Annotated in this window: 10 protein-coding genes; 4 read left to right on the forward strand and 6 right to left on the reverse strand. The window is 48.8% G+C overall.

All coding sequences use genetic code 11. The features are described 5' to 3' along the window. Positions 1 to 580: 580 nt before the first annotated feature. From OSC7112_RS37110 to OSC7112_RS39845, 3 genes are all read right to left on the reverse strand, one after another. Positions 581 to 8,512, reverse strand: a complete 7,932-nt coding sequence (locus OSC7112_RS37110; RefSeq protein ID WP_083888171.1) for a DUF4347 domain-containing protein — start codon at positions 8,510 to 8,512, stop codon at positions 581 to 583. 713 nt (positions 8,513 to 9,225) lie between these two features. Continuing rightward, on the reverse strand, positions 9,226 to 11,355 hold the full coding sequence (locus OSC7112_RS17130) for a prolyl oligopeptidase family serine peptidase (RefSeq protein ID WP_015177083.1): 2,130 nt from the start codon (positions 11,353 to 11,355) through the stop codon (positions 9,226 to 9,228). Positions 11,356 to 11,439: 84 nt separating this feature from the next. Next, on the reverse strand, positions 11,440 to 11,631 hold the full coding sequence (locus OSC7112_RS39845) for a hypothetical protein (RefSeq protein ID WP_015177084.1): 192 nt from the start codon (positions 11,629 to 11,631) through the stop codon (positions 11,440 to 11,442). A 224-nt stretch (positions 11,632 to 11,855) separates the two neighbouring features. Between OSC7112_RS39845 and OSC7112_RS17140 the strand changes: the two genes are divergently transcribed. Next, positions 11,856 to 12,569: a hypothetical protein gene (locus tag OSC7112_RS17140; RefSeq protein WP_150111553.1), complete on the forward strand. Its 714-nt coding sequence runs from the start codon at positions 11,856 to 11,858 to the stop codon at positions 12,567 to 12,569. Between the two features lie 101 nt (positions 12,570 to 12,670). Here the strand turns inward: OSC7112_RS17140 and recR are convergent, their stop codons facing one another. Together recR and OSC7112_RS17150 are read right to left on the reverse strand one after the other, a co-directional pair. Beyond that, entirely contained in the window at positions 12,671 to 13,264 is a 594-nt protein-coding gene (recR, locus tag OSC7112_RS17145) for a recombination mediator RecR (RefSeq protein ID WP_015177086.1), read from the reverse strand. 152 nt (positions 13,265 to 13,416) lie between these two features. After that, positions 13,417 to 13,785 (reverse strand): translation initiation factor, encoded by a 369-nt coding sequence (locus OSC7112_RS17150; RefSeq protein WP_015177087.1) that lies wholly within the window; start codon positions 13,783 to 13,785, stop codon positions 13,417 to 13,419. Between the two features lie 397 nt (positions 13,786 to 14,182). Between OSC7112_RS17150 and trpB the strand changes: the two genes are divergently transcribed. The 3 genes from trpB to OSC7112_RS17165 all read left to right on the forward strand — a co-directional run bounded on the left by trpB (position 14,183) and on the right by OSC7112_RS17165 (position 16,727). Continuing rightward, positions 14,183 to 15,421: a tryptophan synthase subunit beta gene (gene trpB / locus OSC7112_RS17155; protein ID WP_015177088.1), complete on the forward strand. Its 1,239-nt coding sequence runs from the start codon at positions 14,183 to 14,185 to the stop codon at positions 15,419 to 15,421. 69 nt (positions 15,422 to 15,490) lie between these two features. Then, positions 15,491 to 15,997 (forward strand): CAP domain-containing protein, encoded by a 507-nt coding sequence (locus OSC7112_RS17160; protein WP_015177089.1) that lies wholly within the window; start codon positions 15,491 to 15,493, stop codon positions 15,995 to 15,997. A gap of 97 nt (positions 15,998 to 16,094) precedes the next feature. Then, positions 16,095 to 16,727: a ribonuclease D gene (locus OSC7112_RS17165; protein ID WP_041622585.1), complete on the forward strand. Its 633-nt coding sequence runs from the start codon at positions 16,095 to 16,097 to the stop codon at positions 16,725 to 16,727. Between the two features lie 267 nt (positions 16,728 to 16,994). Here the strand turns inward: OSC7112_RS17165 and OSC7112_RS17170 are convergent, their stop codons facing one another. Further along, positions 16,995 to 18,161 carry a hypothetical protein gene (locus OSC7112_RS17170; RefSeq protein ID WP_317623907.1) on the reverse strand — a complete coding sequence of 389 codons (1,167 nt, stop codon included), beginning with the start codon at positions 18,159 to 18,161 and terminating at the stop codon, positions 16,995 to 16,997. Between the last annotated feature and the right edge of the window lie 47 nt (positions 18,162 to 18,208).

The following is an 18,208-nucleotide window of genomic DNA, read 5'->3' on the forward strand; positions in this document are numbered from 1 at the left end:
TCCTTCTATTGTGAATCAATGGCATGGGAATGGGGAATGAGTGATGAATTTTAGTTGGCTCTTAAGCCCGATCGCACAACACAATAAAATTAGTTGGTAGTAAACACTTGAGCTACCAACCCCTGTGTACCTAGGAACAACTGAAAAACCCCATACAAAGTCATATCAAATCCGGTAGCATAGTCGGGCGTAAAAAACAGTCAACAATCACGAAAAATGCAACAGTAATTAATATGATTCATCTGCGTTCATCTGTGTTCATCTGCCCTCATCTGCGGTCAAAAAGAGAGAATTACTTCACCGCCCCGGACAAGTAATTGACGCTAATTCACGCCAATCAAGATAAGAGATTTATGAATAATTCCAATGCTAACAGATTTGATATTATACCAAATTATGCTTGAATAAACCTTGATTTTTTAGCATTTTATAGAGGGACAAAAGGCAACTGTCAGAGCTATGTCAAAGGCCGAGTGCAACAAAGTTTCTAACCAGGATTGAGTATTGTGAGGAACGCCACAGAAGTTCCGATCTGCTGTGGCGTTTTGTTCGCCAGAACAGGAGACTTTCGCCCCCAATTCTAGAGTTCAGAGAGATTTGGTAGAAAATCCGAGGAGCCGATCGCCCCCTTAACCCCAACCAGATTCGCTAAAACCCGATCGGTTCCTGCTACTAGCAGCAACGTACCGTTCGGAGTGGCGCTAAATTGCAACTGCTGGAAACTCAGCCCGTCGCTCAAAACAAACTTATCGACGCCTACCTCGAAGTTAATGACAGTATCGGTGCCGCCCTGACCATTCAACACAAATCGATCGCTCCCAATACCTCCAATTAAAGTATCCTCGCCCAAGCCGCCAAACAGCCAGTCATCTCCAGCGCCCCCATTGAGCAGGTCGTTATCTTTACCACCAATCAGAGTATCGCTGCCAGCATCTCCGTTGATAGTATCTTGGCCTTCATTGCCGTAGAGCAAGTCATTGCCGTCACCGCCGTTGATGCAGTCTTGCTGGTCGTTTGCCCCCACCGAGACACCCCGGTTATCAGCACGATCGCCATAGATGGTATCGTTGCCCTCGTCACCGCAGAGTTCATCGCTGCCGTCACCGCCGTAAATCAAGTCGTCGCCCAGATCTCCGTGTATGAGGTCGTTAGCTTTGCCGCCGTAAATCAAGTCGTTGTCTTGACCGCCACTGATGGTATCGTCACCCTCATCGCCGAACAGCACATCAGCACCGATGCCACCAAAGAGCAAGTCCCGGCCGCCAACATCTTGAACTCGACTTCGAGCACCGCCGTACATGGTGTCGTCGCCGCTGTCGCCGACAAGGGTATCAGAGCCGATCTCGCCCCAAATCAGGTCATTATTTTTGCCACCCCAAACACAATCATTGCCTTTACCTGCTTGCACGGTATCATTACCGTGGCCGCCGCCGATGATGTCGTTGCCGCTGTCCCCAAAGATTAAGTCTTGTTCGCCGAGATCCCCGATTGACTGGGAACTGCCACTGTCGCCGAGCAGAGTATCGGCTCCTTCGCCGCCGTAGAGGGTATCGGAGCCTAATTGACCGTAGATGATGTCATTGCCTTTACCTCCGTAAGCGCGATCGTTATCTTTGCCTGCAACCAGCGTATCGTTGTCTTGTTGACCGTGGAGGAAGTCGTTACCGAAGCCTCCGTACAGCAAGTCGCGTCCCTGGGAGTCGCTGGCCCTTTGGTCGCGGATGCCCCCAAACAAGCTGTCGGAGCCGATGCCACCAAACAAGGTATCGGAGCCGAGTTCGCCCCAAATCAGGTCATTTTCTTTACCTCCAAGGGCAATATCGTCACCTTTGCCGCTATGGATGGTATCCTCGCCCTCGTTGCCGTTAATTAGGTCTGCACCCTCGCCTCCGAAAATCAAATCGCGAGCATCGTCAGGACTCTGGGAGTTGTTCTGCCCGGTGTCTCCGAGAATCGTATCCGCACCTCGATCTCCAAACAGGGTGTCGGAGCCTAAGTCGCCGGCAATCCAGTCGTTCTGTTTGCCTGCAAATACGATATCGTTGCCCTCGTCTCCGTAAACAATATCGGTGCCAGTGCCCCCAAAAATCCTGTCATTGCCTTCGTTGCCGTAAATTTCGTCCGCGCCGTCTTCACCTAAAAGCAGGTCGTTGCCTTTAAAACCGACGATTTTTTGGTTGCCTTTGGTGTCTGCGATGAAGTCATCGCCGTCGCTTCCTTTGGTGGTTTGTCCCTCTGAAAATTGTGAAATAGGCCGGACAAATCCAACTGCGGGCGGTTGCTGCGGGGGCGCAAAGTTAATTCCCGGTTTTTCAATAATGGGCGAACATTGACAGTCGGTATCTGCTTCCCCGATCGGATTTGAGATACCGGGCGCGGGTGTTGGTGTGGGTGTAGGTATGAGTGGGGGAACAGTTCCAACTGGCCTCAAGATAGCAGCAACAGTAGCGCTAGCGGGGCTGACTTTGCCGAGGTTGTCGGTGGCGGTGTAGCTGAAAGTTGCTCCGTTAAAGTCAACTGTGGCTACGAAAAATAGTTGTCCTATTTGTGCCGGAGTCAAAACTTGACCGGCTGTCACGGGTATGTCGCCGTTGACTGAATCTGATAAGAACAGGACTCCTTGGTTGGCTGGGGGGACTCTGGTGATGGTGTAAGAGACGATCGACCCATCGGGGTCACTTCCTCCCAATCCCAACACCTGCACGATGCCGTCAGTCGGAACCGTGAAGTTAACATTGTTAATCGATGGCGGTTGGTTGGAAGTCGGGGAGATAGCGGCAACTGTAGCAGTGGCGGGGCTGGTAGCGCCGCTGTTATCTGTGGCGCTGTAGCTGAAATTGGCACCGGTAAAGTCGCCGGTGGATTGGAAAAATAGTTGTCCTATTTGTTCCGGTGTCAAAACTTGACCTGGTGTCACGGCTACTCCGCCGTTGGCTGGATCTCCTAAAAACAGGATTCCTTGGGCCGCTGGCGGTAGGGTGTTGATGGTGTAAGAGGCGATCGACCCATCGGGGTCACTTCCTCCCAATCCCGGCACCCGCGCGCTGCTATTGGGGTCTACCGTGAAATTAGCATTGTTGGTTACTGGCGGTAAGTTTAGGGGATTTGGTGTGGGAGTTGCTCCTGTGGAACCGAGAGTAGCGGTAGCCAGGGGACTGGTAGCGCCGTTGCTATCTGTGGCGCTGTAGCTGAAAGTTGCTCCGGTAAAGTCGCCGGTGGATTGGAAAAATAGTTGTCCTAGCTGTTCCGGTGTCAGGACTTGACCTGGTGTCACCGGTACACCACCGTTGGCTGGATCTCCTAAAAACAGGACTCCTTGGGCCGCTGGCGGCAGGGTGTTGATGGTGTAAGAGGCGATCGACCCGTCGGGGTCGCGGCCTCCCAATCCTGTGACTAACCTGCTGCTGTTGGGCCCGAGGCTGGAGTTGGAATTGTTGGCAACTGGCGGTTGGTTGTCAGTTGGAGTTAGAGGTGTGGGCGCTATCAGTCCAGCCACTGTAGCGGTAGCGGGTGGACTGATAGCGCCGCTGTTGTCTGTGGCGCTGTAGGTGAAATTGGCTCCTGTAAAGCTGCCAGTTGTTTGGAAAAATAGTTGCTGCAACTGTGCTGGAGTCAGGACTTGACCTGGTGTCACCGGTACGCCGCCGTTGGCTGGATCTCCTAAAAACAGGACGGCTTGGTCTGGTGAGGGCAGGGTGTTGATGGTGTAAGAGGCGATCGACCCGTCGGGGTCGCGACCTCCCAATCCTGTGACTAACCTGCTGCTGTTGGGTCCGAGGCTGGAGTTGGAATTGTTGGCTAATGGCGGTTGGTTGTCAGTTGGAGTTGGTGTGGGAGTTGGCGCACCCGGCCGCAAGATAGCCGCGACAGTAGCGACAGCGGGACTGGAGGCGCCGCTGTTGTCTGTGGCGCTGTAGGTGAAATTGGCTCCTGTAAAGCTGCCAGTTGTTTGGAAAAATAGTTGCTGCAACTGTGCTGGAGTCAGGACTTGACCTGGTGTCACCGGTACGCCGCCGTTGGCTGGATCTCCTAAAAACAGGACGGCTTGGTCTGGTGAGGGCAGGGTGTTGATGGTGTAAGAGGCGATCGACCCGTCGGGGTCGCTGCCTCCCAATCCTGTGACTAACTGGCTGCTGTTGGGTCCGAGGCTGGAGTTGGCATTGTTGGCAACTGGCGGTTGGTTGTCTGTTGGAAGTATGGCCGCGACAGTAGCGACAGCGGGACTGGAGGCGCCGCTGTTGTCTGTGGCGCTGTAGGTGAAATTGGCTCCTGTAAAGTTGCCAGTTGTTTGGAAAAATAGTTGCTGCAACTGTGCTGGAGTCAGGACTTGGCCTGGTGTCACCGGTACGCCGCCGTTGGCTGGATCTCCTAAAAACAGGACGGCTTGGTCTGGTGAGGGCAGGGTGTTGATGGTGTAAGAGGCGATCGACCCGTCGGGGTCGCTGCCTCCCAATCCTGTGACTAACTGGCTGCTGTTGGGTCCGAGGCTGGAGTTGGCATTGTTGGCAACTGGCGGTTGGTTGTCTGTTGGAGTTGGTGTGGGAGTTGGCGCACCCGGCCGCAAGATAGCCGCGACAGTAGCGACAGCGGGACTGGAGGCGCCGCTGTTGTCTGTGGCGCTGTAGGTGAAATTGGCTCCTGTAAAGTTGCCCGTCGTTTGGAAAAATAGTTGCTGCAACTGTGCTGGAGTCAGGACTTGACCTGGTGTCACCGGTACGCCGCCGTTGGCTGGATCTCCTAAAAACAGGACGGCTTGGTCTGGTGAGGGCAGGGTGTTGATGGTGTAAGAGGCGATCGACCCGTCGGGGTCGCTGCCTCCCAATCCTGTGACTAACTGGCTGCTGTTGGGTCCGAGGCTGGAGTTGGCATTGTTGGCAACTGGCGGTTGGTTGTCTGTTGGAAGTATGGCCGCGACAGTAGCGACAGCGGGACTGGAGGCGCCGCTGTTGTCTGTGGCGCTGTAGGTGAAATTGGCTCCTGTAAAGTTGCCAGTTGTTTGGAAAAATAGTTGCTGCAACTGTGCTGGAGTCAGGACTTGGCCTGGTGTCACCGGTACGCCGCCGTTGGCTGGATCTCCTAAAAACAGGACGGCTTGGTCTGGTGAGGGCAGGGTGTTGATGGTGTAAGAGGCGATCGACCCGTCGGGGTCGCTGCCTCCCAATCCTGTGACTAACTGGCTGCTGTTGGGGCCGAGGCTGGAGTTGGCATTGTTGGCTAATGGCGGTTGGTTGTCTGTTGGAGTTGTCGGAGTCGGTGTGGGAGTTGGAGTTGTCGGAGTCGGTGTGGGAGTTGGAGTTGTCGGAGTCGGTGTGGGAGTTGGAGTTGTCGGAGTCGGTGTGGGAGTTGGAGTTGTCGGAGTCGGTGTGGGAGTTGGAGTTGTCGGAGTCGGTGTGGGAGTTGGAGTTGTCGGAGTCGGTGTGGGAGTTGGAGTTGTCGGAGTCGGTGTGGGAGTTGGTGTTGTCGGAGTCGGTGTGGGAGTTGGTGTTGTCGGAGTCGGTGTGGGAGTTGGTGTTGTGGGAGTCGGTGTGGGAGTTGGTGTTGTGGGAGTCGGTGTCAGAGGTGTGGTGAATGTAGCTTGGTTGTTGGCGGGAGTGGGGTCAGTCGTAGTTGAGGTACTTCGGGCGGTGTTGCTGACGCTGCCGGATGCAGGTGCGATGAAGCTGACTGTGTTGGTGACGGTGGCTGTGTTGGTGACGCTGCCTGCGGCGAAGGTGACTATACCTGTAGCCGGATCGTAGACACCGCCGTTGGAGGGGATGACTCCTGTTAAATTCGGAAGGATGGTGTCGGTAATGGTGACGTTTTCGGCTGTGCTTGGGCCGTTGTTGACTGTCGAAATTGTGTAAGTAACTCTTTCACCTGGTGCTGCTGCCGCAGTCCCGCTTTTGGTGGTAACTAGGTCGGCACTAGGTGTCAGAGGTGTGGTGAATGTAGCTTGGTTGTTGGCGGGAGTGGGGTCAGTCGTAGTTGAGGTACTTCGGGCGGTGTTGCTGACGCTGCCGGATGCAGGTGCGATGAAGCTGACTGTGTTGGTGACGGTGGCTGTGTTGGTGACGCTGCCTGCGGCGAAGGTGACTATACCTGTAGCCGGATCGTAGACACCGCCGTTGGAGGGGATGACTCCTGTTAAATTCGGAAGGATGGTGTCGGTAATGGTGACGTTTTCGGCTGTGCTTGGGCCGTTGTTGACTGTCGAAATTGTGTAAGTAACTCTTTCACCTGGTGCTGCTGCCACAGTCCCGCTTTTGGTGGTAACTAGGTCGGCACTAGGTGTCAGAGGTGTGGTGAATGTAGCTTGGTTGTTGGCGGGAGTGGGGTCAGTCGTAGTTGAGGTACTTCGGGCGGTGTTGCTGACGCTGCCGGATGCAGGTGCGATGAAGCTGACTGTGTTGGTGACGGTGGCTGTGTTGGTGACGCTGCCTGCGGCGAAGGTGACTATACCTGTAGCCGGATCGTAGACACCGCCGTTGGAGGGGATGACTCCTGTTAAATTCGGAAGGATGGTGTCGGTAATGGTGACGTTTTCGGCTGTGCTCGGGCCGTTGTTGACTGTCGAAATTGTGTAAGTAACTCTTTCACCTGGTGCTGCTGCCGTAGTCCCGGTTTTGGTGGTAACTAGGTCGGCAAGAGCAGCAACAATTGTAGTTGAGACTTGAGAGATGGGTTGGGAACTATTGTTGTTACCTAGATCTGGGTCGAAAGTGCTGGATGTACTATAGGCAGTGTTAGTTAAGGGAGCTGTGACTGTTGGGGAAACTGTGGCGGTGATGGTGCGGATTTCGCTAGCACCGTTAGCCAGAGTCGGAATCGCCGGCCAGATGACCGTCCTCGTTGTGGGATTGAAAGTACCGTTGTTGTCAGTGCTGACGAAAGTTAAGCCCTCTGGGAGCGGATCTTGAATCAGGACGCTTTCGGCGCTGTTTGGCCCGTTATTTGTGGAGGTAATCGTATAGGTAATGGTGCTATTGGGTATGGCATAGAGCGGGCCTTTTTTAACAATGGAAACGTCGGCTACAAGTGTAGGCGGATCTATACTTTCGACGATGACATTGTTAACTTCGTGAATGTTTGTATTTCCCCCTGTCGAAGCAGCAAAGCCAAATTTAAAAGTACGTGGTACTTCTCCTCCGTTTAGGGTGGCCAAATTTGATATGGTGATCGGTGTTTCGTTCGCCTCAAAGATGCCATTGCCGTTGAAGTCGAAGCCCACTGTAAGACGGTTAGGTGTTGCTGAATTCGTCGGAAATAAGGTAATTTGGACGGTTCTTTTAGCAGCAGCGCGAATGGTGGTATCTTTATTATCTATGCCAATGGCAACGGAAGTGGTACTTAAAAAATTATAAGAGGTGCTTTCGCTGCCTCTAAGTCCTATTGAATCCGGTCGCTGCCCCGGCCCGCCTACACGCCCTGCATTATTGTTTGAATAATTGCCAAACTCGTCTAATCCGACACCTAAATAACCTCCTGAAATACCACTTGAAGCGGGAGTATTAGTATTTTGAGCATAGCCGAGAGATCCGCCGAAGCCTCCGGCTTTTGTTGGCGTAGCTGTTCCGTCAATGAGGAAAAAACTAATGCCATCGGCGCCAAGGAGGGAACCATCCGGAGCAGGGACAGTACCTCTGTTATAGGCAAAGAAATCAAAGGTAATTTTCAGACCCTCAGTGGCAGAGATGGGGTTGTTGTAGATTACAAAAGCTGCTTGGTTAAATTCATTTGATGTTAATCTCAAAGTACCTGTTCCGGGTGTATCGCCAGTCCCTAAAGCGGGAATAACGCCGCTGAGGTTTTGTGTACTACCTGCGGTTAAGCCTGGGTTAGTTGTAAGGGTGTTGCCAACTCCATATATCCAAGGCCCGATTACTGTTGAATTTTTAAATTCTTCAGCCGCTAAGGTAGCCAGGACTGATGTGTAGCCTTCTAGGACTTCTTTTTCAAAGGCTATTTCGGTATTTATTTGTCCTGTGGTAATTTTTAATTCCCAGTCGCCACCTAATGCTGCACTCCCTGTTAGGTTGTTGGAAGCGGCAATATTTGCTCCTGTTATTTCACTGAGTTTTTGTATGAATTTAATGCCGGATTCGCCGGCGGCTACGTTACAGCCGTAAAGCAGAATGCTGCCAGATTCGCTAAGGGCTTTTCCCCACTGCTGCAATTGGTTGCTGTAGGTTTCTAGATTATCAATATTAAGTTCTGCCCGGCCGATTTCTACGGCTGCTTCTCGGCCGTGAGAAACTATGTGCAGACTGGTGATGCTGTTGCGCTGACCCAGAATTTCGGTGATTTGCTCGATTCCATCCCGGGTTCTATCGAGCAGGATTACTTCTGTATCGCGTTTCACTCCCCTGAGAAACTCTTGGTAGTTTTCTACTTTTGAATCCACAATCGCTAGATTTATTCGGACAGCGGTCTCTGCTTTATGGCTAGCTTGTCTCAAGATTTTAGTTTCCATATTGGTATATTTCCGTGCTTGTGTAGATGACAAATTTGACAGATTTGGGATGGTTTTCATTTTTGGTTAATTGGGTTGCTAAATCTAAGCTACCCATTTTCATAGATGACGATAAACTTTCAAATATAAAGCTTGGAAAATTATTTGTTTGTGAGACATAATAGTTACCTATATTTGTTATTTGTGATGTTTGTCAATCATTAGACAGGAATTACTGCGATCGCCCTTGGATGTCCTGATGCGGCCGATGGCTGCAAATTATAACATGAATAAGGGGTAACAGCCTTTATATTAGCGAAGATGCTCTATTTTTGGGGAAAATGATATCAGGTCTAAGGTTAGTTATATGGTAAATTACTTACGGATTTATCAGCATAAGGGGTCTAACCCCTCATACTGCTGTTCTGAGTCTGGTGATATTGAGGCTGGCTCAGACAGCTTGAACCGTAAATATACTGAAAATATTAATTTCCTAAAAATTGGCAGATTTTGACTTTGAGCTGCGATCGCTCTTAAAAGTTGAGAGTACGGTATTTCTAGAGATTTATACTTATACTAATTTGGCGTGCAGTAAACTCACAGCCATGTAATAATAGCAACTCAAGGCTACAAAAGTTAACAAAGAAACTTGATAAATTATATATGTTAATATCCAGGATTGCGGTGACAAAAAAGAACGATCGCCCTTGAATTCTAAAAGAACGATCGCCCTTTACACCCACTTTCTATCTAAATCATCAAACTGCGTCGATCGCACGCCCTAATGCGGCTTGCTAAGCGTCAATATCGAGTTCCCGCACTAAAAAAGCCCATTCATCTGCCAATTCTTCAATGATTTTCGCAGTGGGTTTGCCCGCACCGTGTCCCGCTTTAGTTTCAATGCGAATTAACACGGGTTTTTCTCCCGCGTGGGTTTCTTGCAAGGTAGAAGCAAACTTGAAACTGTGGGCCGGAACTACTCGATCGTCGTGATCGGCAGTTGTAATCATTGTCGCCGGATAAGCCGTTCCCGGTTTGAGGTTGTGCAGGGGAGAATAGCCGTGAATTGTAGGAAATTCCTCGGCATTATCGGGAGAACCGTATTCCGAAGTCCAGGCCCAACCAATGGTAAACTTGTGGAAGCGCAGCATATCCATAACGCCGACTGCCGGCAGTGCTGCACCGAACAATTCCGGCCGCTGAGTCATGCAAGCTCCCACTAATAAACCGCCGTTGCTGCCACCTGCGATCGCCAATTTTGCCGGTTTGGTGTACTTGTTTTCTATCAACCATTCAGCGCCAGCTATAAAGTCATCAAACACGTTTTGCTTATTCAACTTTGTGCCTGCTTGGTGCCAGGATTCGCCGTACTCGCCGCCTCCCCGCAAACAGGCGATCGCATAAACTCCACCCATCTCCAGCCACACGACATTGCTAACAGAAAAACTCGGAGTCAGCGACACGCCAAAACCGCCGTAACCGTACAGGTATGTGGGGTTGTTGCCATCCAACTGCAAGCCTTTCTTGTGCGTGATAAACATGGGTACTCGCGTACCGTCTTTGCTCGGATAAAATACTTGTTTTGTCTCGTAATCGTCGGGATTAAAATCGACCTTTGGTTGTCGATAAATCGTACTTTCATCTGTCACCATATTGTACCGATAAATGGTGGTTGGTGCAGTGAAACTGGTGTAAGCATAAAAGGTTTCGGTGTCGTGCCGCTTGCCGCTGAATCCTCCCGCCGAACCGATTCCGGGCAAGGCAACTTCTCGCACGAAAGAGCCGTCTAAGTTGAAGATTTTAATCTGGGTGTAGGCGTCTTTTAGGTAAGAAGCGACAAATTGATTGTTCAGGATGCCAATGCCTTCGAGAGTTTCTGCTGCTTCGGGGATAATTTCTGTGAACCCCCCCTGAATCCCCCCCTTGGTAAGGGGGGGCGACGGGGGGGTTTCGTCACCACCGAGGCATGAGAGATGTAGGTTGTTGGTGTCGATCGCAATTACGCGGCCCAGCGGTGCATTCAAGTCTGTTTGAAACCAGAAAAGAGAACCCTCATTGTCGATGAAACTGTACTCAGCCTCAAATTCGTTAATGAGTTCTACAACGGTTGATTCCGGTGCAGTTAAATCCTTGTAAAAAATCAAGTTTTTAGTTTCCGTTCCCTGCCAAACAGAGACAATTAAGTAGCGCCCGTCTTCGGTGACGCCGCCGCTAAATCCCCACTCTTTCTGGTCGGGTCGCTCGTAGATTAATAGGTCTTCAGATTGGGGCGTACCGAGTTGGTGGTAAAACAGTTTTTGGTAATAATTAACGTCTTCGTGCTTGCTTTTTTCGTTGGGTTCGTCGTAGCGGCTGTAAAAAAAGCCTTTGCCGTCGTGAGTCCAGGATGCTCCTGAAAATTTAATCCACTTTAAATGGTCTGATAAATCTTCGCCTGTTGCCACATCGCGGACTTTCCATTCCTGCCAGTCGGAACCGGAAGTTGACAAACCGTAGGCCATAAGTTTGCCGTCTTCGCTGATAGCTATACCGCCCAAAGCAACGGTTCCGTCTTCTGAGAGAGTGTTGGGGTCAATTAATACTTTGGGTTCGCCGTCGAGGGATGTTAACGTGTAGAGTACGGATTGATTTTGTAGACCGTCATTCTTGTAGTAGAAATAGCGATCGCCTTCTTTGAAAGGTATGCCGTATTTCTCGTAATCCCAAAGTTGAGTCAGGCGCTGTTTGATTTTTTCCCGCGCCGGAATTTCGTTGAGGTAGGCAAAAGTAACTGCATTTTGGGCTTCCACCCAAGCTTGAGTTTCCTCAGAGTCGGGATTTTCCAGCCACCTGTAGGGGTCTGATACTTTGACGCCGTGGTAGTCGTCTGTTTGGTCGATTTTGCGGGTTGTGGGGTAGCTTAAAGGTCGATCGAATTTAGCCATGATTTTGTACTCTCGGTAACTTTGTCCAGTTTACCCTTTCGCGGCAGTGACAGGGGAGAGTCGCTCAATTGGCGATTTGAGATTTTATCCTAAATCTGGGTTAAATAAGTCACCCCAACTCAAACAACAGAAGACCAAAACCCCCACTTCGCAGGAATTGTCTGCGTTATAATAAAGGATTATTAAAACACCAATATCGTCAACTAATGAGATATATAAATCTTGTTTTAATAGCAAAATAGCGATTTTAAATAATGACTCAATTCCTCCAGACATATTTGCTAAAAAATACCTAAAATAATTGCGGTCGCATCTTGGATAAGTCAAAACCAGTAAATATCTCTGTGCTAAAGTCCGAGAAATTGAGGTCGGGTTTCAAGCGACTTCAACACACTTTTAAAATCGAAAATCGAAAATCGAAAATCGAAAATCGAAAATCGAAAATCGAAAATAGATTGACTCCCACTGCTTCGGAGGCTTTGTTAAGCAGCTTTAATTTTATGCTTCCACAAGAGTCAGAAGGTTGGGGGAGGGGGGTTTATTTTCTATCGGAAGTTTGGCGAGTAGGATTGATAGCTATTCACCAGCTACCGAATGTTCCAGAAACGATGTGGTTGCGGATTTTAGGTAAGGGTAAAGTACAGCAAGGGGCGATCGCGGAATTAACAAGATTGCCTGTTGATAGTCCCTTACGAGCTAGTACGCTAGAATTATTGTACAACCTGCAAGCGAATCTGCAAGTAAATTTAGCAGCTAGTACCCCAGGAAATCAGGAAGATAAGGAGTTAGTTATGGCGCTCGTACCTCTGTTACAACAAAAAATAGATGAGGCAACACAACAAGGAAGAGAAGAAGGAAGAGAAGAAGCACAGCGGTTGATTTTGCAGAACTTTCTGCAAGTCAGATTTGGGGAATTAGACGCTCAGACAATTGCCTTTTTTTCCTCTGTATCGGCTTTACCTGTTGGTGAATTCACTATGTTGTTAGTGCAATTATCCACATTGCCAATCGCCCAAGCAGATAGACAACAAGTACAAACTTTGATCGCCGAAAATGTCTTGAGAAAGCGCTTTGGTCAATTAGAATTAAACACCGTCAATCTTATCCCAAATTTGCTCGGATTGTCTCCAGAAAATTTATCGCTATTGCTGTCACAACTGCCGGATTTGTCAATAGAAGAACTAATTGCTAGATTAGAAAACTCCTCCCTTTGAGTAAAAAAAGAGCGATTAAGCTCGATCGAGTTCTTGTGGAAAGTAGGGGTTGGGCGTCCCGCCCGCCAGAAAACACAATTGAGATGCGGGACAACTTCTAACTAATCCAACTCCCTCCTTCCTTCCAAAGCGCGAGCCAATGTAACTTCATCGGCATATTCCAAATCTCCCCCCATCGGCAAACCAAAAGCTATGCGCGTCACCAGCGTAAAAGGTTTTAATAAGTGACCGATATAAAGAGTAGTAGTTTCGCCTTCCACGCTGGGACTAATAGCAATAATTACTTCCTTAATCTTTTGCTGGGTGACGCGCCGCACTAACGGTTGAATGTTCAATTGTTCTGGCCCAATTCCATCCATCGGCGAAATAACACCGCCAACAACGTGATATTTACCCATGTATTCCCGCGTTTTTTCTAAAGCGATTACATCGCGGGATTCTGACACTACACAAATGGTATGAGTGTCGCGGTTGGTATTGCGGCAAATTTCGCAAACAGGGTCAGCAGATAAGTGAAAGCATACTTGACAGAAACCTACTTGCTGTTTGGCATCAATCAAAGATTTAGCTAGGGCTTGCACTTCTTCTTCCGGTCGCTTCAAAATATGTAAAGCGAGCCGCTGGGCTGTTTTTGGGCCGACTCCGGGCAAGCGCTGCAATTGTTCGATTAAACGAGCTAAAGGTCGAGTGTACATTAAAAATTGGCGGTAATTGGTAATAGCATTTCTGGTTGATTCGCGACAAGATAATTTGTACGATGTAGGGGCGGGTTTTACCAACCATCTATGTTTAAAACTAAGTATATCATAAACCAGTCCCGCCCATAAACTGAGGAATATTGACTAATTTACCCTCCACTAATTTTAGCTTTGTAGCCTAACTTGGTGATAATTTCTAGCAGCTTTTGCTTGTGTTCGCCTTGAATTTCGATTTCATTTTCTTTGACTGTGCCGCCAGTACCGCATTGGGCTTTTAGCTGCTTGGCTAAAGTTGCTAATGTTTCGGGTTTTTCCTGAAAGCCGCTGATGACTGTAACTGTTTTGCCGCCGCGTCCTTTTCGGGATGCTTCGATTTTGAGGTTTTGTTGATTGGGGGGAACTTCGGCAACTCCCCGTTGGAGGGCGGCGGAGTTGTCAACATTCCCAAACTCGGAGTAAACTATTCGTTTGCCGTCGGTTGTTTTGCTGTCAGAATCTTTGCGTTTGGATGCTGCCATAGGTTAAGATGCTTGAACTTTTTTTACTGGTATTTCTAGTTTTAGCGGATTGGGGTATGGTTGCGATCGCTCGGAACGCGCTCTATCTTCTACTTATTGTATTAGCCCGTCAATCGATTTTAGATTTTAGATTTTAGATTTTAGATTTTAGATTAAAGAATTGAAGGATTGACCCCACGGATAGATTCGGGGGGCAAGTTTCTCGGATACAAGTTTTTTATTTCTGGACGGATGAATCCGGGGGCTTGTATCCTGGATGCTTTCGGTCAAGCGTTCAAGGAATTATAATGAAATTTGTTCGATCGCCTCCAGTCCACAACCGATTTGGTACGATCGACACCAAGCCTCTAGCTTACCCGCGAATCTAAAAAATCTAAAATCTAAAATCTAAAATCAAATGACTGTCACCCCCCTGCATCTCACCACGGAAACCAGCGCCCAACGCCCCGACTCCCTCGGCAGATTCGGCAAATTCGGCGGCAAATACGTCCCCGAAACCCTGATGCCGGCTTTATTTGAACTAGAAGCCGCTTTCCACAAATACCGCAGCGAACCGGAATTTCAACAGCAACTCCAACAATTGCTCAAAGATTATGTCGGCCGCCCCAGCCCTTTGTATTTTGCCGAACGCCTCACCGAACACTACGCTAAAGCAGACGGAACTGGCCCGCAAATTTACCTCAAACGCGAAGATTTAAACCACACCGGAGCTCACAAAATCAACAACGCTTTAGCTCAAGCATTGTTAGCAAAACGCATGGGCAAAAAGCGGGTAATTGCTGAAACTGGTGCCGGTCAACACGGCGTTGCTACCGCCACAGTTTGCGCTCGTTTCGGTATAGAATGCGTTGTCTACATGGGCGTTCACGACATGGAAAGACAGGCTTTAAATGTGTTTAGAATGCGGCTGATGGGAGCCGAAGTGCGGCCGGTGGCGGCGGGTACGGGAACGCTGAAAGATGCGACTTCGGAAGCGATTCGCGACTGGGTGACAAATGTCGAAACAACTCATTACATTCTCGGTTCCGTGGCGGGCCCGCATCCTTACCCGATGATGGTGCGCGATTTCCATGCGGTAATCGGTGAAGAAACCCGCGCTCAGTGTCAGGAAAAGTGGGGTGGTTTGCCGGATATTTTATTAGCTTGCGTCGGCGGCGGTTCTAATGCAATGGGTCTTTTTCACGAGTTTGTCGGGGAAGAAACTGTCAGATTGATTGGTATTGAAGCGGCCGGCGAAGGTGTGGATACAGACAAACACGCTGCTACTTTGACTAAGGGAAGTGTGGGAGTTCTGCACGGGGCGATGAGTTATTTGCTGCAAGATAATGAAGGTCAAGTGATTGAGCCGCATTCGATTAGTGCGGGTTTGGATTATCCGGGTGTAGGGCCGGAACACAGTTATTTGAAGGATGCCGGCAGGGCTGAATATTATAGCGTAACTGATGCAGAAGCACTGGGAGCATTTCAGCGGCTTTCGCAGTTGGAGGGGATTATTCCAGCTTTGGAAACTGCTCACGCGATCGCCTATTTAGAGACTCTGTGCCCCCAGCTAACAGGCAATCCGCGCATTGTGCTTAACTGTTCCGGACGCGGCGATAAAGACGTGAACACTGTAGCGAAGGTTCTGAATATCTAGGTTAGCGGAATGTGGGGCGATCGCTCTGTAGGAATCGGTAACAATTAACTTTATTTCTGGTTTGATTTCATGTCGAAAGGTTTGATTTTGACGTGCTTGGGATTGTTGACAATCCTGCCACAGTGTGACACCTCCATTCCTACGCGATCGCTGCCACAAACTCCCATGAATACTAATGTTGCTTCGAGTGCTATTACTAACTTAGAAAAAGCGGTTAACCAACAGATTAATCAATACCGAGCATCTAAAAAGTTGCCGCCGCTGACTATCGATCCGCGAATCAGTCAGATAGCCAGAATTCACAGCGAAAATATGGCTAACGGTAAAGTAAGTTTCAGTCACGATGGATTTGAGGGGCGGGCGAAAGCAATTACGATTCCTTATCAAAGTGTAGCTGAAAATCTTGCTTATAATTTTGGCTACAGCGACCCGGTACGCAATGCTGTTGAGGGTTGGATTAAAAGTGACGGCCACCGCAAGAATATGGAAGGTCAGTTTAATGTGACAGGTATTGGGATTGCCAAAAATGCCAAAGGCGAGTATTATTTTACTCAGCTTTTTGTTCGCAGTCGATAATTTGAAGGAAGAAGGAAGAGGGAAGAAGGAAGAGGGAAGAGAGAAGAGGGTAGTCAACAGTCAACAGTCAACAGTCAACAGTCAAAAATTACTAATAATGGAATTTGCAGATTTTCAAGTGTGCGATGGTGATATTTCCGATTCTCTCTTATCTTATTATTTGACTGCGCCGGCGATCGCCGTTGATACGGAAACAATGGGTTTGATGCCGTGGCGCGATCGCTTGTGTTTGGTTCAGTTGTGCGATCCGCAAGGTAAAGTTGCAGCAGTGCGGATTGCTAAAGGCCAGACTGCCGCCCCGAATTTAAAAAAGCTAATGGAAGCCGAAAATATTGAAAAAGTATTTCACTTTGCGCGCTTCGATATGGCAACCATGCGTTACAATTTAAGTATTGACATTGCACCTGTTTTCTGCACAAAAATAGCGAGCAAACTTGCGAGAACTTACACCAACAAACACGGACTTAAAGATTTAATCCAAGAATTGGAAAAAGTAGAACTCAACAAAACTTCTCAAAGTTCTGACTGGGGAAATTCTGAGCATCTTTCAGACGAGCAACTCAGCTACGCTGCTAACGATGTCCGCTATTTGCTGAGCGCTAAACAAAAGTTGACTGCTATGTTGCAGCGAGAAGAACGCTGGGAAATTGCACAGCAATGTTTTCAGTGTTTGCCCGTTTTTGTGAGTTTGGATTTATTGCAGTACAACAATGTTTTCGAGCACGGCTAATACCATTTTAGATTTTAGATTTTAGATTTTAGATTGGGAATGACTGATGGCTACCAGGGTTTAGAGTACGGGCATACAATTGCATTCTTTTTTGGAACTGGTATAATATTGTATTGCGTCGCATAACTGCCATCAAATTGGTTTGTAGTGAAGACTTTAGTTCTCATAAAACTCGCTAGGGCTTTAGTCCTCACTACAAAAGTAATTATTATTATTTGACGGACTTGATGTGAGTAAAAAAAATTTAAAACAGTCATCTATTGCTAATTAGGGCTGCTCGGGATTTTGTTCGTGCAGCAAAGCTTCAAGTTGGTCGTCAACATTTCTAATCACCTGTTCCAAAGCGGGCAACCCCTCTAAAGGCACAGGAGAAAGCCGAGTTCGATCGCGAATTTGATTCACTTTCCGCTGCAATTCTTCGGCCAGCCGCAGCGCGTCCCGACTCAAATTAGACAACTGCTGCTGCTGGTAAAACCTCAAAGCTGCCCCCCGCAAAACTTGCAGGGTGGCTTCTTCCTTGCCGCCCACCATCATTACCCGCAAGCGCAACAGCAAATGAGTGTTTTGATATATGCGCTCAACTTCGACTTGTTTGGGCTGTTCCACCGGGGAAACAGGCATATCTGTCAGCCGCTTCAACTCGTCGATGACCTCTTGGAAAAGGACGATATCGATACCTTCGAGCATCGATTTCAAAACGCCATCTTGACTCCAAAGAATGCGACCTTGGGACTGGTGCCGCTCAAAAAACAGGCGGCCGATACCCTCTCGCAGCACTCTACCGAGCAATTCTTGCAGCAGTTGGGGCGCCGGCAAAGTTGCCAAAACTTCGACAGGGCTTGACAAGTGCAAAGCCTTGACATTCAAAACCGAGGGATCTGCAGGCGTCAGCAAAACATCAGCGCCTGCAGGTTTAAACCGCTCGCGAGGGGGCATCGAGGGTTCTGGCACAGACAGCAGCGTTGCTGCATTGGGGCCTGAAGTTGCTGATGCGGGATTTTTGGGTGTTGGGGCTGCGGCGGTTGCTGTCTGGTTCGGTTCTCGGAGCTGGTTCCCGTGCAGCAAGTAAGCTGAGAGCATCGAGCGCTGAGTTTCCGAGGCAATTGGCTCTGTTGTGACTGAGCAATTCATGTAAGCTAAAATCCGCTGCACGTAGTCCAAGGCGGAGTCATCTTGGGCATCGACTACGCCCAATTTAAAAAGATTACCTTCTAGAGATAAAGGCAAAACTTGATAGTAAAGGCAAGCTTCAAAGGGGACAACTGTGTCGATTAGGTGAAATATTCGATCGGAGTCCATTGTAGCTGCGGAGTCTGTTGAAGATGTATGTACCATTAGCTGCTTTGTAGTTGGAAGCGCGATCGAGCGCGACGCACCAACCTGATGCGATAAAATTAAACGCTGCAACTTCCCTGACGGAGGAATTGGTCTCACAACCGGAAGCTTTTATTAAATAAAAATTCTTAGTCCCAGAATTTTCT

It is taken from the genome of Oscillatoria nigro-viridis PCC 7112 (genome assembly GCF_000317475.1).
GTDB lineage: Bacteria > Cyanobacteriota > Cyanobacteriia > Cyanobacteriales > Microcoleaceae > Microcoleus > Microcoleus nigroviridis.